This window comes from Bifidobacterium polysaccharolyticum (assembly GCF_016101585.1).
In the GTDB taxonomy this organism is placed as follows: Bacteria; Actinomycetota; Actinomycetes; order Actinomycetales; family Bifidobacteriaceae; genus Bombiscardovia; species Bombiscardovia polysaccharolytica.
In genome coordinates, this window is sequence record NZ_JACFQG010000001.1 from 208,742 (window position 1) to 225,565 (window position 16,824).

The following is a 16,824-nucleotide window of genomic DNA, read 5'->3' on the forward strand; positions in this document are numbered from 1 at the left end:
TATGGTCGACCCCAAGGGATTTCTCAAGGTACGTACCCGGCACGAGCTGGCCGAGCGCCCGGTCGCTGAACGTCTGAAGGACTGGCGGGATGTGCACCAGTCCACCGGCCCCGGGCCCTGGACCGCCGAGCAGGCCGCCCGCTGCATGGACTGCGGCACCCCCTTCTGCATGACCGGCTGCCCTCTGGGCAACCTGATCCCCGAGTTCAACGACCTGCTGTCCCGGGGCCGCTGGGAGGAGGCCTACGAGCGGCTGAGCCTAACCAACAACTTCCCGGAGTTCACCGGACGAATCTGCCCTGCTCCCTGCGAGTCCTCCTGCGTGCTCTCGATTCACCAACCGGCCACCACCATCAAGCTTGACGAGCAGACCATCATTGACCAGGCCTGGTCCCTAGGCCTGGTCAAGCCCCGGCCTCCGCAGCGGTTGACCGACATGACTGTGGCTGTGGTCGGGTCGGGTCCAGCAGGGTTGGCCTGCGCCCAGCAGTTGACCAGGGCCGGACACACGGTAGTTGTCTATGAGCGCGCCGATGCCATAGGCGGCCTCTTGCGTTACGGCATTCCCGCCTTCAAGCTGGAGAAGTCCCTGCTGGATCGCCGGTTGGAGCAGATGGAGGCTGAGGGGACCCGATTCCGCACTGGCATCGAAATCGGCCGAGAACTGGGTTGGGACCAGCTGCGTGCCCGATACGATGCCCTGGTGGTGGCCATCGGTTCAACTGAACCCAGGCGTGTGGACCTGCCCGGACGGGAGCTGAAGGGTATCCACTACGCCATGGACTTTCTGCCTGACCCCACCCGTAAACTCATGGGCCGCGAGCCCATCAACGACATCGATGCATCCGACAAGAACGTCATCATCATCGGCGGCGGCGACACCGGGTCGGACTGCTTGGGCACGGCTCTTCGAGAGGGCGCCAAGTCGGTTACCGTCCTGCAGATCCGGCCTCGGGAACCCACATCCAGGCCTGATAACCGGCCCTGGCCAACTTACGCCAGGCTTTACAATCCCACCTCCTCCATGGAGGAGGGCGGCCACTACGAATACGCGGTGGACAGCCTGGAATACCTGGGTGCCGGGGCTGATGACCGAATCAACCTGGACCAGACCAGCGCCCCCACCGGCTTCGACAGGGACGATGAGGGACGAGTGTGCGGAGTTCGCGTGGTGGATGTCAGTCGTGACGACCAGGACCGAATCATTCCCCATCCCGACACCGAGCGAGTCCTGCCGGCAGACCTGGTGCTGATCAGCATTGGCTTTGCCCATCCGGAGACGGTCACCCTAACAGGACAGACCGGCGTAGGACTGGACCCTCGCGGCAACGTGGCCCGTGATGCCGACTATGCCACCGACCGTGACGGGATCTTCGTGTGCGGTGATGCCGGACGCGGCCAGTCCCTGGTGGTCTGGGCGCTGGCCGAGGGTCGTTCCTGCGCGGCGGCAGTGGACCGGTATCTGACCGGCGCCACCGAACTGCCTGCTCCCATTCGAGCCGATGAGCGCGCCATGACTCTGCCTGCGGCCGACCGGTACCCACGCTAATATGAAAAGGTATGGTGCCGATCGAAGGGATGGAGGCAGTGGGATATGACCAACCGCGCTGAACGTAGGGCGCAGGCCAAGCGGAGCCGCCGTAGCGGCAGCGACGACCGGAGGATGGCGGCCAAGGGCAGGGCCGGAGTGATGGACGAACGGGCCTTGCAGGAGCGTTCCCGTCGGCTGGAGGCTGGCCAGGGCGCCGAGTGGAAGCCCACCGGGCACACCGATGACCTGGTGCAGAAGGACTCCGTGGACCCCAACAATCGCAACCCCCGTCTGTTGAAGGCTCCTAGTGGTGTGCGTGAGTGGCTGCGAATCCTGGTCTGGGCCCTGATCATTTGCTCCGGCCTGGCCTTCCTGGTCTGCATGTGGTTGCCCCACGTTCCAATCTGGGCCACCATCGCCATCGCGGTGGTCTTCTGCCTGGGCGTACTGGGGCTCTTCCTGGTCGGCGGCAACCGGGACAATCCCCGACTGGACTCCTACGGAACGGCCCTGTGACCATGACCGAAAGCGTGGCAGAAAAGCAGGCTGTGCTCATGCAGCATGTGGGATTCCGCCGTCAGGGCCGGGTCATTCTTGACGATGTCAATCTTGAGGTGGACCGCGGGCAGAAGTGGGTACTCTTCGGACCCAACGGTGTGGGCAAATCCACCCTGGTGGCCATGATGAGCACCAGAGGCTTCCCCAGCACCGGCAGCGTAGAGATCCTGGGCAACCGGCTGGGCAAGGTGAACGTCTTCTCCTACCGGCATCGGATTGGTCTGGCCTCGGCTGGCCTGGCTAAGACCATCAGCCCCCAGGAGGATCCCTACGACGTGGTGCTGACCGCCTTCAGCGACACTACCGGCCGCTGGAGGGAGACCTTCACGGCCGAGCAGGAGGAGGCCACCCTGGCCTTGATGGATCGGTTCGGCATCGCCTACCTCAAGGGCAAGCGCATGTACCGGCTCTCCGAGGGTGAGCGCGGCCGGGTGCTGATATGCCGGGCGCTGATGGCCAATCCCGACCTGCTCATTCTGGACGAGCCGACCACAGGACTGGACCTGGGTGGCCGTGAGCTGGTGCTCAGGGCCTTGAGCGACATAGGCAGGGAGGACAGGGACAGGACGGTCATCCTGGTCACCCACCGGCTTGAGGAGATTCCTCTGGGCTTCGATCGGATAGCCATGATGGGACGACGTCCTGTGGACACTGCAGACACAGGCGATCCGGATCCTGGCACCATCGTCTACCAGGGGCCCCTGGAGGGTGGACTGACCGGTCCACGCCTGAGCGAGCTCTTCGGTCTGGATCTGACCGTGGTCCACCGCGACGGACGTTGGGGTGCCTTCGCCGTCTGAAGACCACTTGCCGCCGAAGTTCTGACATGCCCGTATCAGCTCAAGGAATAGCAAATTCGTTCACCGAGGCGCGGGTATAGACTGTGGTGGTTTGTCTGCCCAGGGACCGCGGCAGACCTGTATGCGTGAAGGATGTTGACGTGATCAAGATATGGACCCGCTACCTGCGGCCTTACTGGCTCCAGGTGGCCGTTCTGGTGCTCTTCCAGGTGGCGCAGACGGCCTTGAACCTCTACCTGCCCAACCTGCAGGCGGACATCATCGACAAGGGCGTGGCCGTAGGCGACCAGGATGCCATCTACAGGATCGGCTGGGAGATGATGGGGATCACCGCCATCCAGATCGTTGCCAATGTGGTCGCCGTCTACTGCGCCACACGTCTGTCCATGAGGATGGGCTACGAGCTGCGCAGGGACCTGTTCGCCTCGGTGGAGGGCTTCAGCCTCAACGAGATCGAGCGCTTCTCGGCAGGATCCCTGATCACCCGCACAACCAATGATGTTCAACAGATGCAGATGACCACCATGCAGACACTGATGATCATCCTGCAGGCCCCGGTCATGCTGATCGGCGGTCTGGTTTTGGCCTTGCGCCAAGACGGCCCCCTGACCTGGTCGTTGGCGGTCATCGTTCCCCTTATCCTCTTGGTGGCCCTGGTACTCATGGGCAGGATGGGACCCCTGTTCACCCGCTTGCAGAACATGCTGGACTCCGTCAACCGTCTGGTCCGTGAGCAGATCTCAGGCGTGCGGGTCATCCGCGCCTTCGTTCGTGAGAAGACCGAGGCAGCACGTTTCGACAAAGCAAACCGCGACGTCTATGGTGTTCTGATCTCCACCGGCCGGCTGATGAGCATGATGGTGCCGCTCATGTGGTTCCTGCTGAATATGTCCAATGTGGCCATCATGTGGTTCGGCGGCCGCCGCATCGACTCCGGGGCTATGCAGATCGGCGCCCTGCAGGCCTTCATCCAGTACCTGATGATCATTCTGTCAGGCCTGATGATGGCCGCCATGATGTCAGTCATGCTGCCAAGGGCCGCTGTGGCCGCCCGAAGGATCAACGAGGTCCTGGAGGCCACCAGCGAGATCGCAGCACCCGAGCATCCCTACCGCATCGAGCACCCCCAGGGTCTGCTGGAGTTCAAGCACGTGGACTTCAGCTACCCGGGCGCTCAGGACCCGGTCCTTTCGGACATCTCCTTCACCGCACGGCCGGGGACAACCACGGCAATTATCGGGGCCACGGGATCCGGCAAGTCCACCATCATCAGACTTTCCAACCGCATGTTCGATGTCACCGACGGCCAGGTCCTGGTGGACGGGCACGACGTGCGTGAGTACGACCCCGACCAGCTGGCTCTGATATTCGGGCCAGTCCCGCAAAAGGCCACCCTCTTCACCGGAACCATCCGCGACAACATGCACTATGGGGACCCCGACGCCGACGACGACCGCATTTGGGAAGCCTTGCGCATCGCCCAGGCCGAGGACTTTGTGCGTGAGATCCCCGAGGGCCTGGATGCCCGCGTGGCCGAGGGTGGTACCAACTTCTCTGGCGGGCAGAAGCAGCGGCTTTGCATGGCCAGGGCCATCCTGCGCAATCCCCGCATCTACACCTTCGATGACTCCTTCTCCGCACTGGACATGACCACCGACCGGGCCCTGCACGAGGCCCTGGTGCCGGTCACCCGAGAGGCCACCCAGATCGTCGTGGCCCAGCGGGCGGCCTCCATCCGCGAGGCCGACCAGATTCTGGTCCTGGACCGTGGCCGTATCGTCGGCCGGGGGACCCATGACCAGCTCATGGAGGACTGCCCAACCTACCAGGAGATCGTCCAATCCCAGGGCGGTCAGGGTCCCGACGTGGAAGAGCTCAGCATTGACGAGGGGAGGGCCGAGTAGATGGCTAAGAACTTGAGCGTAAATACAGGCTCACAGGCCGTGGGCGGCCGCCGTCACACTGTGGGCCGGCTGGTCCATTATCTGTTGGCCAGCCCCTGGAGGGTCATCGTCATGGTCCTCGCCGGCATGACCGCCGTGGCCATGATTGTCATCGGTCCCAAGGTAATGGGCGAGGCCACCAACGTCCTCTTCGAGGGGCTATTGGGGTCCATGCTGGTCAAGATGGGCGCCAAGCCCGGCAGTCCTAAGCAGGCTGTGGTCACCTATCTGCAGTCTCGTGGTCAGGACAAGTTCGCCCGGATGATCGACTCCATGAACGTCCAGGTGGGCGTGGGGATCGATTGGGGGCGCTTCGGCACCATCCTCATGTTCGTCATCGGCATCTACCTGGTCTCCATCCTGGTCAGGCTGGTGCAGAACTTCCTGATGACCCGGCTGGTCTCAGACGCGGTCTATACCATGCGCAGACAGATTGAGGACAAGCTGGACCGGCTGCCCCTGCAGTACTTCGATCGGACCCCGCGCGGCGAGGTCATGAGCCGGACCACCAACGACATCGACAACATCTCGGGCACCCTGCAGCAGATCCTGGGCGAGCTGATCTTCTCGGTCTTCTCCATCATTGGTGCCTTCATCATGATGCTGACCATCTCGCCCCTACTGACCTTGATAGCATTCATCATCATCCCGGTCATGGCCCTGTGCGCCGGCGTCATCCTTAAGAAGACCCAGCCACAGTTCACCCGGCAGTGGATTCGCACCGGCCAGGTCAACAGCCACGTGGAGGAGATGTTCTCCGGCCACATGGTGGTCCGGGCCTTTGGCCACCAGCGCAAGGCTGAAGAGGAGTTCGAGGAGCGCAACCAGGAGCTCTACCAGGCCAGCTTCAAGGCCTCCTTCTTCTCGGCTCTGGTCACGCCCATGTCTACCTTCTTCGGCAACCTGAGCTTCGTGATAGTAGTCATCATCGGCGGCGTGCATGTGCTCAACGGCAGCATGAGTCTAGGCGGTCTGCAGGCCTTCACCCAGTACACCCGTCAGGCCTCACAACCTATCGGTCAGCTGGCCTCCATGGGCACCATGCTCCAGTCCTCCCTGGCCTCCTGCCGCAGGGTCTTCGACTTTCTGGACGAGGCCGAGGAGGTGCCGGACATCGAGCATCCCGACCATCTGGGCCAGGAGACCGGAGGCAAGGTCGAGGGCCATGTCCGCTTCGATCATGTCCGCTTCTCCTACGATCCGGCCGAGCCGCTGATCAAGGATCTGTCCATCGAGGCCAAACCTGGACAGACCATAGCCATCGTCGGGCCCACCGGGGCGGGCAAGACGACCCTGGTCAACCTGCTCATGCGCTTCTACGAGATCCAGGGCGGGCGCATCACCATCGACGGCGTGGACACCTCCAGGGTGACCCGTCACGACCTGCGCAGCCACTTTGGCATGGTCCTGCAGGACACATGGCTCTTTGACGGAACAGTTCGTGACAACCTGCTCTACGGGCTGGACGAGGGGCAGACCATCTCAGAGCAGACCATGATCGACGGTGCCAAGGCCACCCACGTGGATGAGTTCATCCGCAAGCTGCCCCAGGGCTACGACACCGTTCTTAACGAGGACAGCAGCGAGCTCAGCCAGGGCGAACGCCAGCTGATGACCATCTGCCGGGCCTTCCTGTCTGATCCCGACATCCTGATCCTGGACGAGGCTACATCCTCGGTGGACACCAGGACCGAGCTGCTGGTCCAGCAGGCTATGAACACTCTGCGCAAGGGCAGGACCTCCTTCGTCATAGCGCACCGGCTGTCCACCATCCGCGACGCCGATCTGATTCTGGTCGTCAACCACGGCTCGGTGGTTGAGCAGGGCACCCATGACCAGCTGCTGGAGCGCGGCGGCGCCTATGCATCCCTCTACAACTCTCAGTTCACCAAGGGCGAGGAGGGCTGAGGAGGCATGAGCCTTAGACGCGGTCCGCTGAGCGTAGGTGAGCGGGTCCAGCTGACCGACCGGCGTGGCCGCAAGCTGACGGTCATGCTGGAACCTGGCGGTTTGACCCAGACCGACCATGGCCTCCTGCCGCACGAGGCCATGATTGGCCTGCCGGAGGGATCCGTGGTAGTGACCATCTCAGCCGACAAGTGGCGGCAGATGCGCCACAAACAGGATGCCAGCACTGAAACGGAAGTGCCTGACAGGGCCAAGCCCTGGAAGTCCTCACGAGGCATCGGGGGATGGGCTTTCACCGTTATGCGTCCACGGCTTGAGGACTACATTCTCTCCATGCCTCGGGGCGCTCAGATCATGTACCCCAAGGATGTGGCCCGAGTCATCCTTCTGGGCGACATCCGTCCCGGCATGAGGGTCCTGGAGTCGGGAGCCGGCTCAGGGGCCATGAGCCTGGGTCTTCTGGATGCCATTGGCACAGAGGGGAAGCTGACCAGCATTGAACGGCGGGAGGAGTTCGCCCGGGTGGCAATGGGCAACGCCACCGTCTTCTTTGGGCAGCGCCCAGCCCAGTGGGATCTGCGTACCGGCGACTTTGATGCCATTGCTGCCGACCTGCCGGAGGACGGATTCGACCGTATCGTTCTGGACATGCTGGACCCATGGAACCGTCTGGAACAGGCCTATCGTGTCATGGCAGCCGGAGGCGTGCTGACCGCCTACGTTACCACCACCACACAGCTCAGCCGATTGGCCGAGGCTCTGCGTGCAGACGGACGGTGGACCGAGCCAGAAATCATGGAGAGCCTGGAGCGCTCTTGGAAGGCCGACGGTCTGGCGGTCCGGCCGGAGCATGAGATGATCGGACACACCGGCTTCCTCTTGATTAGCAGAGCCATGGCTCCGGGCCAACAGGCTCTTCGCAAGCATGTCCGGGCCACCAAGGACTACCAAACCGATGTAGATCAGAGCCGGCGGCCTGACACGAGCAGTAAATTCAGTCAGGAGCGTGAGATGCAGGACGTGGAGGATCTTGAGGATCTGGAGCTGCGCCGGGTCTCCGATCGTAAGCTGCGCAAGGTGTTGCGCGACCTGGACCATCAGGTGCGCACCTTGCAGGGAGGCCAGGGTCAGGAAGGCTGATCGCCCATGACCCGCACCTTCAGTCAGCTCTGCCATAATGGAAAAGATGCCTGATATGAACTTCGGGAAAGGAAGCATGCATGGGTTTACGAAAAGGTCTGAAGGCCGAGGATCTGCGCAGGTGTAGCCGAACTCTTATGCTCATGCGTCACGCCAAGACCGATCGCCAGGGGTCACAGGGCGATCGCAGCCGTCAGCTGACCGACCGTGGCCAGAAACAGGCCCGGATCATGGGCCGTGGATTGACTGCTTTGGGTCTGGTTCCCGACCGCATCATCTGCTCGGGTGCGCCCCGAGCCCGTCAGACCCTGGACGGCATGCTCAAACCTCTGGGCGACGGACCCCGTGTCGATTACCGGGAATCCCTCTACGAATCGGGCATGCAGGCAGTCTTCGACGAGCTGGCGCAGACCGAGGACCGTGACCGCCGGGTCCTGATCCTAGGGCACGAGCCCACCATGTCTATCTGCTCACAGTGGCTGGCCGAGGACAACTCCGATCCCGATCTTTTGGACCTGCTCAATCTTGGACTGCCGCCGGCCACCATGGTTCTTCTGGGCTCTGAGCGGCCCTTGACCGACTGGGGAACCCATCAGGCCTGTTTGCTTGGCATTCTCGGCCCCCAGGACCTGGAGGACTGACTGGCGGAACCAGCTATAGGCAACCCTTCAGAGGCAGTCTTAGTGACCAACAGTCCCCTGCCCGTAGTCCTGTCGTTATCGATTCAAGTTATGGCGACACCTTATTTGCACCAATTACCCGCCGCCCTCCGCCGCTGATAGGCTGACCGAAGACATCAGGACGAAACTGGGAGGTTTCATGGCAGCGATTACATCCGTGTCCGGGTTCCCGCGCATCGGTGCGCATCGTGAACTCAAGAGGGCCATCGAAGGCTACTGGAAGGGCGAACGGAATCTGGACGAGGTCCGGCGCACGGCCGCGGACCTGCGTGCCAGGCATTGGCAGCTTCAGCAGGAGGCCGGCGTCGACCAGATTCCCGTCAATGATTTCAGCTACTATGACCAGGTCTTGGACACTTCTATCCTCTTGGGCGTCGTGCCTAAGCGCTATCGGAAGCTGGGCCTGGGCCCCGAGGACACCCTCTTCGCCATGGGCCGCGGCTACCAGGGGGAGCAGGGTGACGTGACCGCCCTGCCTATGAAGAAGTGGTTCACCACCAATTACCACTACCTGGTTCCCGAAATCGACCAGGACACCAAAATCGTTCTTGAAGGCGACAAACCCTTCAAAGAGTTCCAGGAGGCGCGCGAGCAAGGCATCGCCGCCAAGCCGGTGCTGATAGGCCCATACACCTTCCTCAAGCTGGCACGCGGTCCCCAGGGCGAGCTGCTGGATCCCGACCCGGCACTGGTCCAGGACCTGGCCAAGGCCTACGCGACCATACTAGAGCGGTTCATCGGCCTTAAGGCCGACTGGGTGCAGCTGGACGAACCCTACCTGGTCCTGGACAAGGAACAGGGCGACCGGGATCTCTTCGAAACCCTCTACCAGCCCATTCTCAAAGCCCGTGAGAGCGACAAAGGCAAGGTCCGTATCCTCCTCAACACCTACTTCGGCCATGTGGGCGACTGTTACGACCAGCTGGCTGACCTGGGCTTCGATGGCATCGGCCTGGATCTGGTCGAGGGCAGGGATGAGAACCTGGCGGCCCTGAAGGAGCACGGCGTGCCGGATGGAACCACCATCTTCGCTGGCCTGGTCAACGGTCGCAACATCTGGCGCAACGACTACGCAGTCAGCCTTGGCCTGCTGGATGCCCTGCACCAGGTGACCTCGAACGTGGTGGTGTCCACCGCATGCTCCCTCCTGCATGTGCCCTACACCGTGGCCGACGAGGATGGGCTGGATGCCGACACCGTGCGGCCTCACTTCGCTTTCGCCCTGGAGAAGCTGGGCGAGCTGCATGACCTGGCTCAGTTGGCTGATGCCGACGAGGACCAGCGTCGCTCCAGCAAGGCTCTTGCCGATAACCAGCAGCTCTTCGACGGCAGCCGCGTACAGCCCGACACCCAGGTGCAGCAACGCCTGGCCGGCCTTAAGGACGAGGACTTTGTACGCACCCCGGCCCGGCCCGAGCGCCAGAGGATCCAGGCCCAGGAGCTGGATCTGCCCCTGCTGCCAACCACCACCATCGGTTCCTTCCCCCAGACTGCCGAGGTCCGCGCCGGGCGGGCCCGCCTGCGCAAGAAGGAGATCAGCCAGGAGGACTACGACAGCTTCATCGCCCGCAAAATCGACCAGGTCATCGACCACCAGGAGCAGATTGGCCTGGACGTTCTGGTCCATGGCGAGTTCGAGCGCAACGACATGGTCGAATACTTCGGCCAGAACCTCAAGGGCTACCTGTTCACCCGGAATGCCTGGGTCCAGTCCTATGGCACCCGCTGCGTCAAGCCTCCGATCGTCTGGGGGGACATCTCCCGCGCCCGGCCCATCACCGTGCGCTGGTCCTCATACGCCCAGTCCCGTACCAACCATGTGGTCAAGGGGATGCTGACCGGTCCGGTGACCATTCTCAACTGGTCCTGGCCCCGCGAGGACATCGATCACAAGCAGCAGACCCGCCAGCTGGCCCTGGCCATCCGTGATGAGGTCCTGGACCTGGAGGCCGCTGGCATCCGCATCATCCAGATCGACGAGGCCGCCCTGCGCGAGAAGCTGCCGCTGCGGCGCTCCTACTGGCACAGCCGATACCTGGACTGGGCCATTCCCGCCTTCCGTCTGGTTCATTCCGGGGTTAAACCCACTACCCAAATTCACACCCACATGTGCTACTCGGAGTTCAACGACATCATCAAGGACATTGATGCCATGGACGCCGATGTGATCTCCTTCGAAGCCTCCCGCTCCGATCTGACCGTTCTTGATGCCATTCAGGAGGCCAAGTTCGAGACCGAGGCAGGCCCTGGAGTCTACGACATCCACTCGCCGCGCATCCCCTCCACCGAGGAGATCGTGGACCGGATCCACGCCATACTGAAGAAGCTCGATGCGGCCAAGGTATGGATCAATCCCGACTGCGGACTCAAGACCCGAGGCGATAAGGAGACCTGGCCCAGCCTGGAGCACATGGTGGCCGCCGCCCATCAGGTGCGCGCGGAGCTATCGTCCAGTCAGGAGTCGGATCATGCATGAGCCTATCTTTTCCCTGGAGGTCTTTCCCCCCAAGCGCGATGCCCCGGTGGGCACCATCTATGACACCTTGGATGGACTGGAAGGGTTGATGCCTGACTTCATCTCGGTGACCTACGGGACCGGCCGGCGTTCGGACCGCACGGCCACGGCCCGCATAGCCAAGACCATCCATACCGAGTACGGCATCCCTGCCGTGGCGCATTTGACCGCCCAGTATGCGGACCGCGAGGTGATCGACCAGGCACTGGACATGTTTGATGACGCAGGGGTGGCAGCGGTGCTGGCCCTACGCGGCGACAGCGTGGAGGGCCGTGAGCCCGCCGGAGTATTCGACCATGCCAGCGACCTTGCCGCCTACATCCGCTCCCGTCGGCCCAACCTGTCGATTTACGGAGCTTGTTATCCGGAGACCCACCCGGAGGCCGCCTCGCCCGAGGAGGACATGGAGCATCTGCGAATCAAAGTGGATGCAGGAGTGGACCATCTGGTTTCGCAACTCTTCTACGACAACGCTGATTTTCTGGACTTCCTGGACCGGGCAAGGGCTGCTGGCATCCAGGTGCCCATTGAGGCCGGCATCATGCCCATCACCAACGAGGGCCAGGTTCGGCACATGAGCGAGGTCTGCAAGGCGCGGATCCCCGCGGCCGTTGAGTCCATCCTGGGACGTTGGGGCGACGACCGGGCCAGCCTGCGCGAGGCGGGCATCATCTACGCCTCACAGCAGATCGCCGACCTGGTGGCCCACGGGGTGGACGGCATCCACCTTTACTCCATGAACCATTCTGGCGTCACCAGGCGCATCTGGCACAACGTCCGTCACCTTTTCCGGCAGGTGGATGCCGGAGGGACTGTCAGACTCTAATCGGTAGCAAAATTCCTTTTACTGAAGTCGCCCTTGTCTATTTATCATCTCTCGATATTGCCTTGAAAAAAGGTGGAGCAGGAAGGCCGGCATCATTCATCAGTGGTGCCGGCCCCCATCCGTGCCAGGCGTAACGAATCCAACGCGGATTTCTGACATTGTTCAGTGACAATATAATGATTCTGCAATCGTCTTGTCTGCCAACCGCTTGATGTAGATGTTCCAATGGATGGCAAGAAATCTTTCTTGAAGATAGCATAATCTTGGCCGCTACTGGATAAAAGTGGCCATCTCGCCCTGCTACTTCAAAACCAGATTTCCCTGCTTCACTAAAATCAGTGGTATGAGCAATCTCTGCATGCGGCAAACCTGGCATCTTCGCGCTGAAGTGCATGCCAGCAGCATAAACCATGGGCAGTGAAAGATGGACTGGGTCGATTTGACTTGGCGTGAGTGGACTTGGTCCATTGATCGGCAGTGCATGTTGACCGTACACCCTATGAAGCACATGAACCGCCGAACGCTCACCTGGGGTGCGCTTGTCCTTCGGATGCAAGTTATGTTCTTCTCCGCAATCAATCAGACAAATTATGTACACATCACTCCTTGTCTGACTCGTTGCCCACTGTGCTTTTCTGATACGAGGCCAATCGGAGTCGGTTACCATGTCGTTTTCACCTTGTGAGGGAGACCACTGAGGCAATTGAACGACAAAAAAAGGCAGCTTTGTCTGCGCAACACCATCAGAGGCGTTTAGCATATTATCCGGTAGCCGCCATAACGACCTCCACCGGTCTATAAGCAATCCAAGCAAAGTTTGGTAAGTTGAGCTAAACGGACCATCTTCTTCTCCTTGATACCATAGAATACCTGCTATAGCATAGGGCGCTATCCGTTCGAGCATAGAGGCGAAAGCACCCGTTGGACGATATTTAGAGTGCCGGGTAATCGGAGGCGGCCACGGGCATTGGCCGCATGCTGAGTTAATTTCTTCGTCAGATATCTCGGGATATGCTTGCCGCAGTTTCGATACCCTGTTGTTCCACGAATCAAAGCTTGATTGCCATGATTCTGCTTGGGCTTCCAGCTCTTCATCAGTGTGACCCGATACTGTCTTACTGAAACGATCCAGATAACCCTGTCCTTCCGGACAAGATTGCAATGTTTCTTGATCAAGCCAGACAGCTATTGATGTACCGCCTATATAGCAATCGATGATTCCCACTGCGGTCTTTGGAGAGAGATTCTTGCGAAGCTTATGGGCAAAGTAGTAGGCCACTGCCGACATTTGTCCGCTTGTCTTCGGATCGCAGCAATTCCAGCGTGCATGAGCTTCTGCTTGCTTGTCTATACGACCAGTCTGAGGAACCTGGTAAAACCTCATCAATGGGTCTTGGCTTCCAGCCACAACAGTTGCGCCATCGGCGCTGTCCACTAAGTCCAATGCCATATTGCTTTGACCTGAACACATCCATACTTCACCAATCATCAGATTTTGCAGATTAACGCATTCATTTTTAGTGCGAACAGAAAGGCTGTATGGCCCCCCAGGTTGGCATGGCGGAAGAACGCCAAGCCATTTTCCACTGTCGTCAACCTTACAAGTTGTGCTGATCGGTCCGGTCACTCGATGAGCATTAGTCGGGGTTAATTCAATGTGGACTATACCTTCCGGTTGAGACCAGCCAAAGATAGGGATTGGTTTGGAACTTTGCAGGACTGCACCATCAGCGAAGATGGCAGCTAGCTGTAATTTATGATGGTCAAAGTCGGTAACAGTCTTTTTTCTTTTCTGCAAACCACTTGCATATTGGTAATCCTCGTCTGTCATCAGAACCTTTCCTGTCACCAAATCTCGCTACCTAGCGCACGAATGAAAGCAACAACTTCATCAGCCATTTCCTGCTGTTCGCTTATACGTGGATGGCCTCTCGTGGCAATGCCATTGCGGCGATATACAAGATGGTGAATACAAGACCGGCCCAACTCTCGGCACACATCCTCAATGGCCCGGTCCCAATGTTCATCGTGGGCCAGAACGGAAGTAGCGGTTATGATTTGTGCTTGAGGATAAGTCTCCATGAGAGTCTGAAGAAACTTTGCATAGCTCAGTCGCCAATGCTCAGCCTGCGAACCTGAGTAGTCGTGAGCCATGAAATCCCTTGGATGCGCATCATTCTGTCCGAGGGCAACAATAACCACTTGCGGTTGGTATTGTGAAAAATCCCAGGTTTTGCAGGGACCTATAGACGAATTGTATTCGATTTTATTCCAAATACTCTCCATACCTATGGGCCGTGGTTCCTGGAACCAGCCAAGACCGTCAAGCAGAGCGGCCCCGCCCTGTGAAACGTCATGGAGTTGCGCCCCCAGCGATCTTGCTGCAATAGCTGCAAAGGAGTACCAAGAATTACTATATGAACTAAGGTCTGCCGCTGGATCCTCACAGCTTGCATACAAGCTGGCTTCATTGCGCTCTCCACAGGAAATGGAGTCTCCGAAGACCTCCATTCGTCGTTGTGATGGCTGTTCTCTATCGGGATACAGTTTGGCAGATTCTTCAAGCATTATGCCGGTTAACTTGAGATAATGCTGCCCATCCTGACGTTTGAATATTATTGCTTCATGCTCGATGTCAGGCAGATTGTCAGCTATAGTCACTTCTACCGAATATGGAGATACTGCTGAATCAGGCCACACAAATTCCTGATTCTTCGCCGGCGTGTTCCTTCGTGAAGAGCAGTGAACGAGGTCTATTCGATATTCAAATCCGTCTATAAATGCACCTAGACAGCTGGTTCCATATTGGCGTGCGTTTATTAGCCGGACACCCAGGTAATTTCCGGTGAATCTAAATCTCACCTGAGTATAGGGAAAGACCCATAATGGGCATTGATCGGTGTTCCAGTCCATCCTGCCCATGTACGTAAAAGCCTTGTTCGCTGGCTTTATGAGTCGACGTGTTTTCGTCTCGTTTGGCTTCGCATAGCTGTCACTCAATGACGACACCTCTCATCGCGACACCATTCGGCGACAATAAATAGTATTCGTCGTGTTCATGTCAAGTCAAATGGCATGCAGCATTACTGTTTGTAGTTATCAATCTCATAGTAGCTGAACCGATTCATTAATGCAAAAAAGAATGGCACGCCATCATGCTGCTTGCTTTTGAATGCTCGATATTAGAATAGATTTGCTCTTTCGACGACTGGCATTCATAGCTCGGCACGATGCTCTATATAATTTGCGAGCACATAATATCCAAAATATTAATCGGTTTAAAGGAATAAACTTAACCGGTTGACAAAACGTGCATAGGTTGCTATTTTGTCAAGTATCGAATCCATTCATGTGATTCAGGAATGAATCGATGCTGAACTATTTCCAATAATGCCAATGAATGTGCTTTATCGGAACCGCTCAATATGTTGCATAAATGAAGATCAATGGATTTCAACGAGGAGATTTCAATGAAGAATGCACGCAAATTGATTGCAGTAGCTTTGGCTGGCTTATGTTTTTGGCCCTTGTCTGGATGTGGAGGAAACGGAGCTGCTGATTCAAATGGACAAGCGACAAAACTGAATTATCCATCTATCAAACTCGGTACGACCGGAAAGGATATTCACACCAAAATAAAGCTTTTTAATCACAAGACCGACATGTCCGTTGATACTTATCCTGGCAAAAACTGGAAGCAGTATGTCGCTGATTTCAACAAGCTGTATCCAGGCATCTCCATTGAGATAGAAACCGATACCAATTATGCCGGCGATGCCTTAACGAGGCTGCAGGGCAAGGATTGGGGCGACATGATGATGATACCTGCGGTGGATCGTTCTGATCTCAGTACATATTTTTTGCCTTTTGGCACCAAAGAGGAAATGTCAAAGGTGATTCGTTGGTCCAATGCTTCTGAATATGGCGGAAAAGTATATGGCGTGCCGAGCAACGGAAACGGTCTGGGGATCGTCTACAACAAACGAATCTTCAAGGAGGCCGGGATTAATGAGAATCCGAAAACGCCTCAGGAATTCATACAGGCCTTGAAAGCCATAAAAGAAAAGACAAAAGCTATACCGCTATATACAAATTATGCAGCAGGTTGGACAATGGCAGCTTGGGACGGATATATTGGCGTCAACGCCACCGGGGATGGGCGTTATATGAACCAAAAACTGTTGCACACAAAAAATCCTTTCTCTGATCCAGGAGATGACACCCACGCTTACAATGTCTACAAGATTCTCTATGACGCTGTTTCAGACGGTTTGACTGAAGACGATTATTCGACGACTGATTGGGAGTCAAGCAAAGCCAGAATCAACCGAGGTGAGATAGCCACAATGGTTCTAGGTGCCTGGGCAGTCTCACAATGCAAAAATGCTGCAGACCATCCGGACGATATCGGTTATATGCCATTCCCGATTAGTGTCAAAAACAAGCAATACACGGTTTCTGCTGGGGATTATGCATATGGCATAAATAGTCATGTGTCAAAGACTCGTCAAGAGGCGTCAATGATCTTTATCAAATGGATGACGGAGCGTTCCGGTTTCGCCAAGAATGAGGGAGGTATACCCACAGCGCAGTCTGACAAGAGCATGCCTGACGCCTACAAGGAATTCGCTGATGTTCATTTTGTCGAGGACCAGCCATCCGTCAAAGGTGAAGAAGATCTGTTTAATACTTTGAATTCTGACTCGGAGCTTGCAGTAAATTCAGGCGGCAATGCGCGAATTCAAGCCATTGTAGAGCATGCTTCCAAGCATGACAAACCATACAATGACCTGGTCAAGGATTGGAATTCCAAGTGGAATGATGCTCTGAAAACCGAGGGCATCGAAGCGCAGTATGACACAGCCAGTAAGTAAATATCCAAGCTGATCAAGAGGCTGCCGACGGCGCTTTACCGTCGGCAGC

The 16,824-nt window shown here is 58.0% G+C and carries 12 protein-coding genes; 10 read left to right on the forward strand and 2 right to left on the reverse strand.

The features are described 5' to 3' along the window. Nucleotide 1 precedes the first annotated feature (1 nt). The 9 genes from H3T90_RS00805 (at nucleotide 2) to metF (ending at nucleotide 11,901) form a co-directional block, all read left to right on the forward strand. Nucleotides 2-1,549 (forward strand): glutamate synthase subunit beta, encoded by a 1,548-nt coding sequence (locus H3T90_RS00805; protein ID WP_198190837.1) that lies wholly within the window; start codon nucleotides 2-4, stop codon nucleotides 1,547-1,549. Between the two features lie 45 nt (nucleotides 1,550-1,594). Beyond that, on the forward strand, nucleotides 1,595-2,047 hold the full coding sequence (locus H3T90_RS00810; protein WP_232339339.1) for a tripartite tricarboxylate transporter TctB family protein: 453 nt from the start codon (nucleotides 1,595-1,597) through the stop codon (nucleotides 2,045-2,047). A gap of 2 nt (nucleotides 2,048-2,049) precedes the next feature. Continuing rightward, entirely contained in the window at nucleotides 2,050-2,889 is an 840-nt protein-coding gene (locus tag H3T90_RS00815; protein ID WP_198191119.1) for an ABC transporter ATP-binding protein, read from the forward strand. Nucleotides 2,890-3,029: 140 nt separating this feature from the next. Beyond that, nucleotides 3,030-4,793: an ABC transporter ATP-binding protein gene (locus tag H3T90_RS00820; protein ID WP_198229290.1), complete on the forward strand. Its 1,764-nt coding sequence runs from the start codon at nucleotides 3,030-3,032 to the stop codon at nucleotides 4,791-4,793. Beyond that, a complete protein-coding gene (locus H3T90_RS00825; RefSeq protein ID WP_198229291.1) occupies nucleotides 4,794-6,740 on the forward strand; it encodes an ABC transporter ATP-binding protein in 1,947 nt (648 codons plus the stop codon). Nucleotides 6,741-6,746: 6 nt separating this feature from the next. Further along, nucleotides 6,747-7,880 (forward strand): tRNA (adenine-N1)-methyltransferase, encoded by a 1,134-nt coding sequence (locus H3T90_RS00830; protein ID WP_198229292.1) that lies wholly within the window; start codon nucleotides 6,747-6,749, stop codon nucleotides 7,878-7,880. Between the two features lie 80 nt (nucleotides 7,881-7,960). Next, nucleotides 7,961-8,521, forward strand: a complete 561-nt coding sequence (locus H3T90_RS00835; RefSeq protein ID WP_198229293.1) for a SixA phosphatase family protein — start codon at nucleotides 7,961-7,963, stop codon at nucleotides 8,519-8,521. A 178-nt stretch (nucleotides 8,522-8,699) separates the two neighbouring features. After that, complete coding sequence (gene metE, locus H3T90_RS00840; RefSeq protein WP_198229294.1) at nucleotides 8,700-11,036, forward strand: 5-methyltetrahydropteroyltriglutamate--homocysteine S-methyltransferase; 2,337 nt, start codon at nucleotides 8,700-8,702, stop codon at nucleotides 11,034-11,036. Further along, nucleotides 11,029-11,901 (forward strand): methylenetetrahydrofolate reductase [NAD(P)H], encoded by an 873-nt coding sequence (gene metF, locus H3T90_RS00845; protein WP_198229295.1) that lies wholly within the window; start codon nucleotides 11,029-11,031, stop codon nucleotides 11,899-11,901. Before metE ends, metF begins: the two co-directional genes overlap by 8 nt. 37 nt (nucleotides 11,902-11,938) lie before the next feature. On the opposite strand, the gene H3T90_RS00850 is transcribed toward metF, so the two are convergent. Beyond that, nucleotides 11,939-13,732, reverse strand: coding sequence for a sialate O-acetylesterase (locus tag H3T90_RS00850; RefSeq protein WP_198229296.1), 1,794 nt, complete (start codon nucleotides 13,730-13,732; stop codon nucleotides 11,939-11,941). Between the two features lie 14 nt (nucleotides 13,733-13,746). Beyond that, nucleotides 13,747-14,823 (reverse strand): SGNH/GDSL hydrolase family protein, encoded by a 1,077-nt coding sequence (locus H3T90_RS00855; RefSeq protein WP_198229297.1) that lies wholly within the window; start codon nucleotides 14,821-14,823, stop codon nucleotides 13,747-13,749. Nucleotides 14,824-15,347: 524 nt separating this feature from the next. Here H3T90_RS00855 and H3T90_RS00860 point away from each other — a divergent pair. After that, nucleotides 15,348-16,775 (forward strand): ABC transporter substrate-binding protein, encoded by a 1,428-nt coding sequence (locus tag H3T90_RS00860; RefSeq protein ID WP_232350471.1) that lies wholly within the window; start codon nucleotides 15,348-15,350, stop codon nucleotides 16,773-16,775. The last annotated feature ends 49 nt before the right edge of the window (nucleotides 16,776-16,824 follow it).

Excerpts from the sequence above, each read along its gene's own strand:
- H3T90_RS00835 (WP_198229293.1), top strand. The coding sequence starts at position 7,961 with ATGGGTTTACGAAAAGGTCTGAAGGCCGAGGATCTGCGCAGGTGTAGC.
- metE (WP_198229294.1), top strand. The coding sequence starts at position 8,700 with ATGGCAGCGATTACATCCGTGTCCGGGTTCCCGCGCATCGGTGCGCAT.
- H3T90_RS00850 (WP_198229296.1), bottom strand. The coding sequence starts at position 13,732 with ATGACAGACGAGGATTACCAATATGCAAGTGGTTTGCAGAAAAGAAAA.
- H3T90_RS00830 (WP_198229292.1), top strand. The coding sequence starts at position 6,747 with ATGAGCCTTAGACGCGGTCCGCTGAGCGTAGGTGAGCGGGTCCAGCTG.
- metF (WP_198229295.1), top strand. The coding sequence starts at position 11,029 with ATGCATGAGCCTATCTTTTCCCTGGAGGTCTTTCCCCCCAAGCGCGAT.
- H3T90_RS00860 (WP_232350471.1), top strand. The coding sequence starts at position 15,348 with ATGGATTTCAACGAGGAGATTTCAATGAAGAATGCACGCAAATTGATT.
- H3T90_RS00825 (WP_198229291.1), top strand. The coding sequence starts at position 4,794 with ATGGCTAAGAACTTGAGCGTAAATACAGGCTCACAGGCCGTGGGCGGC.
- H3T90_RS00855 (WP_198229297.1), bottom strand. The coding sequence starts at position 14,823 with ATGGGCAGGATGGACTGGAACACCGATCAATGCCCATTATGGGTCTTT.
- H3T90_RS00810 (WP_232339339.1), top strand. The coding sequence starts at position 1,595 with ATGACCAACCGCGCTGAACGTAGGGCGCAGGCCAAGCGGAGCCGCCGT.
- H3T90_RS00805 (WP_198190837.1), top strand. The coding sequence starts at position 2 with ATGGTCGACCCCAAGGGATTTCTCAAGGTACGTACCCGGCACGAGCTG.
- H3T90_RS00815 (WP_198191119.1), top strand. The coding sequence starts at position 2,050 with ATGACCGAAAGCGTGGCAGAAAAGCAGGCTGTGCTCATGCAGCATGTG.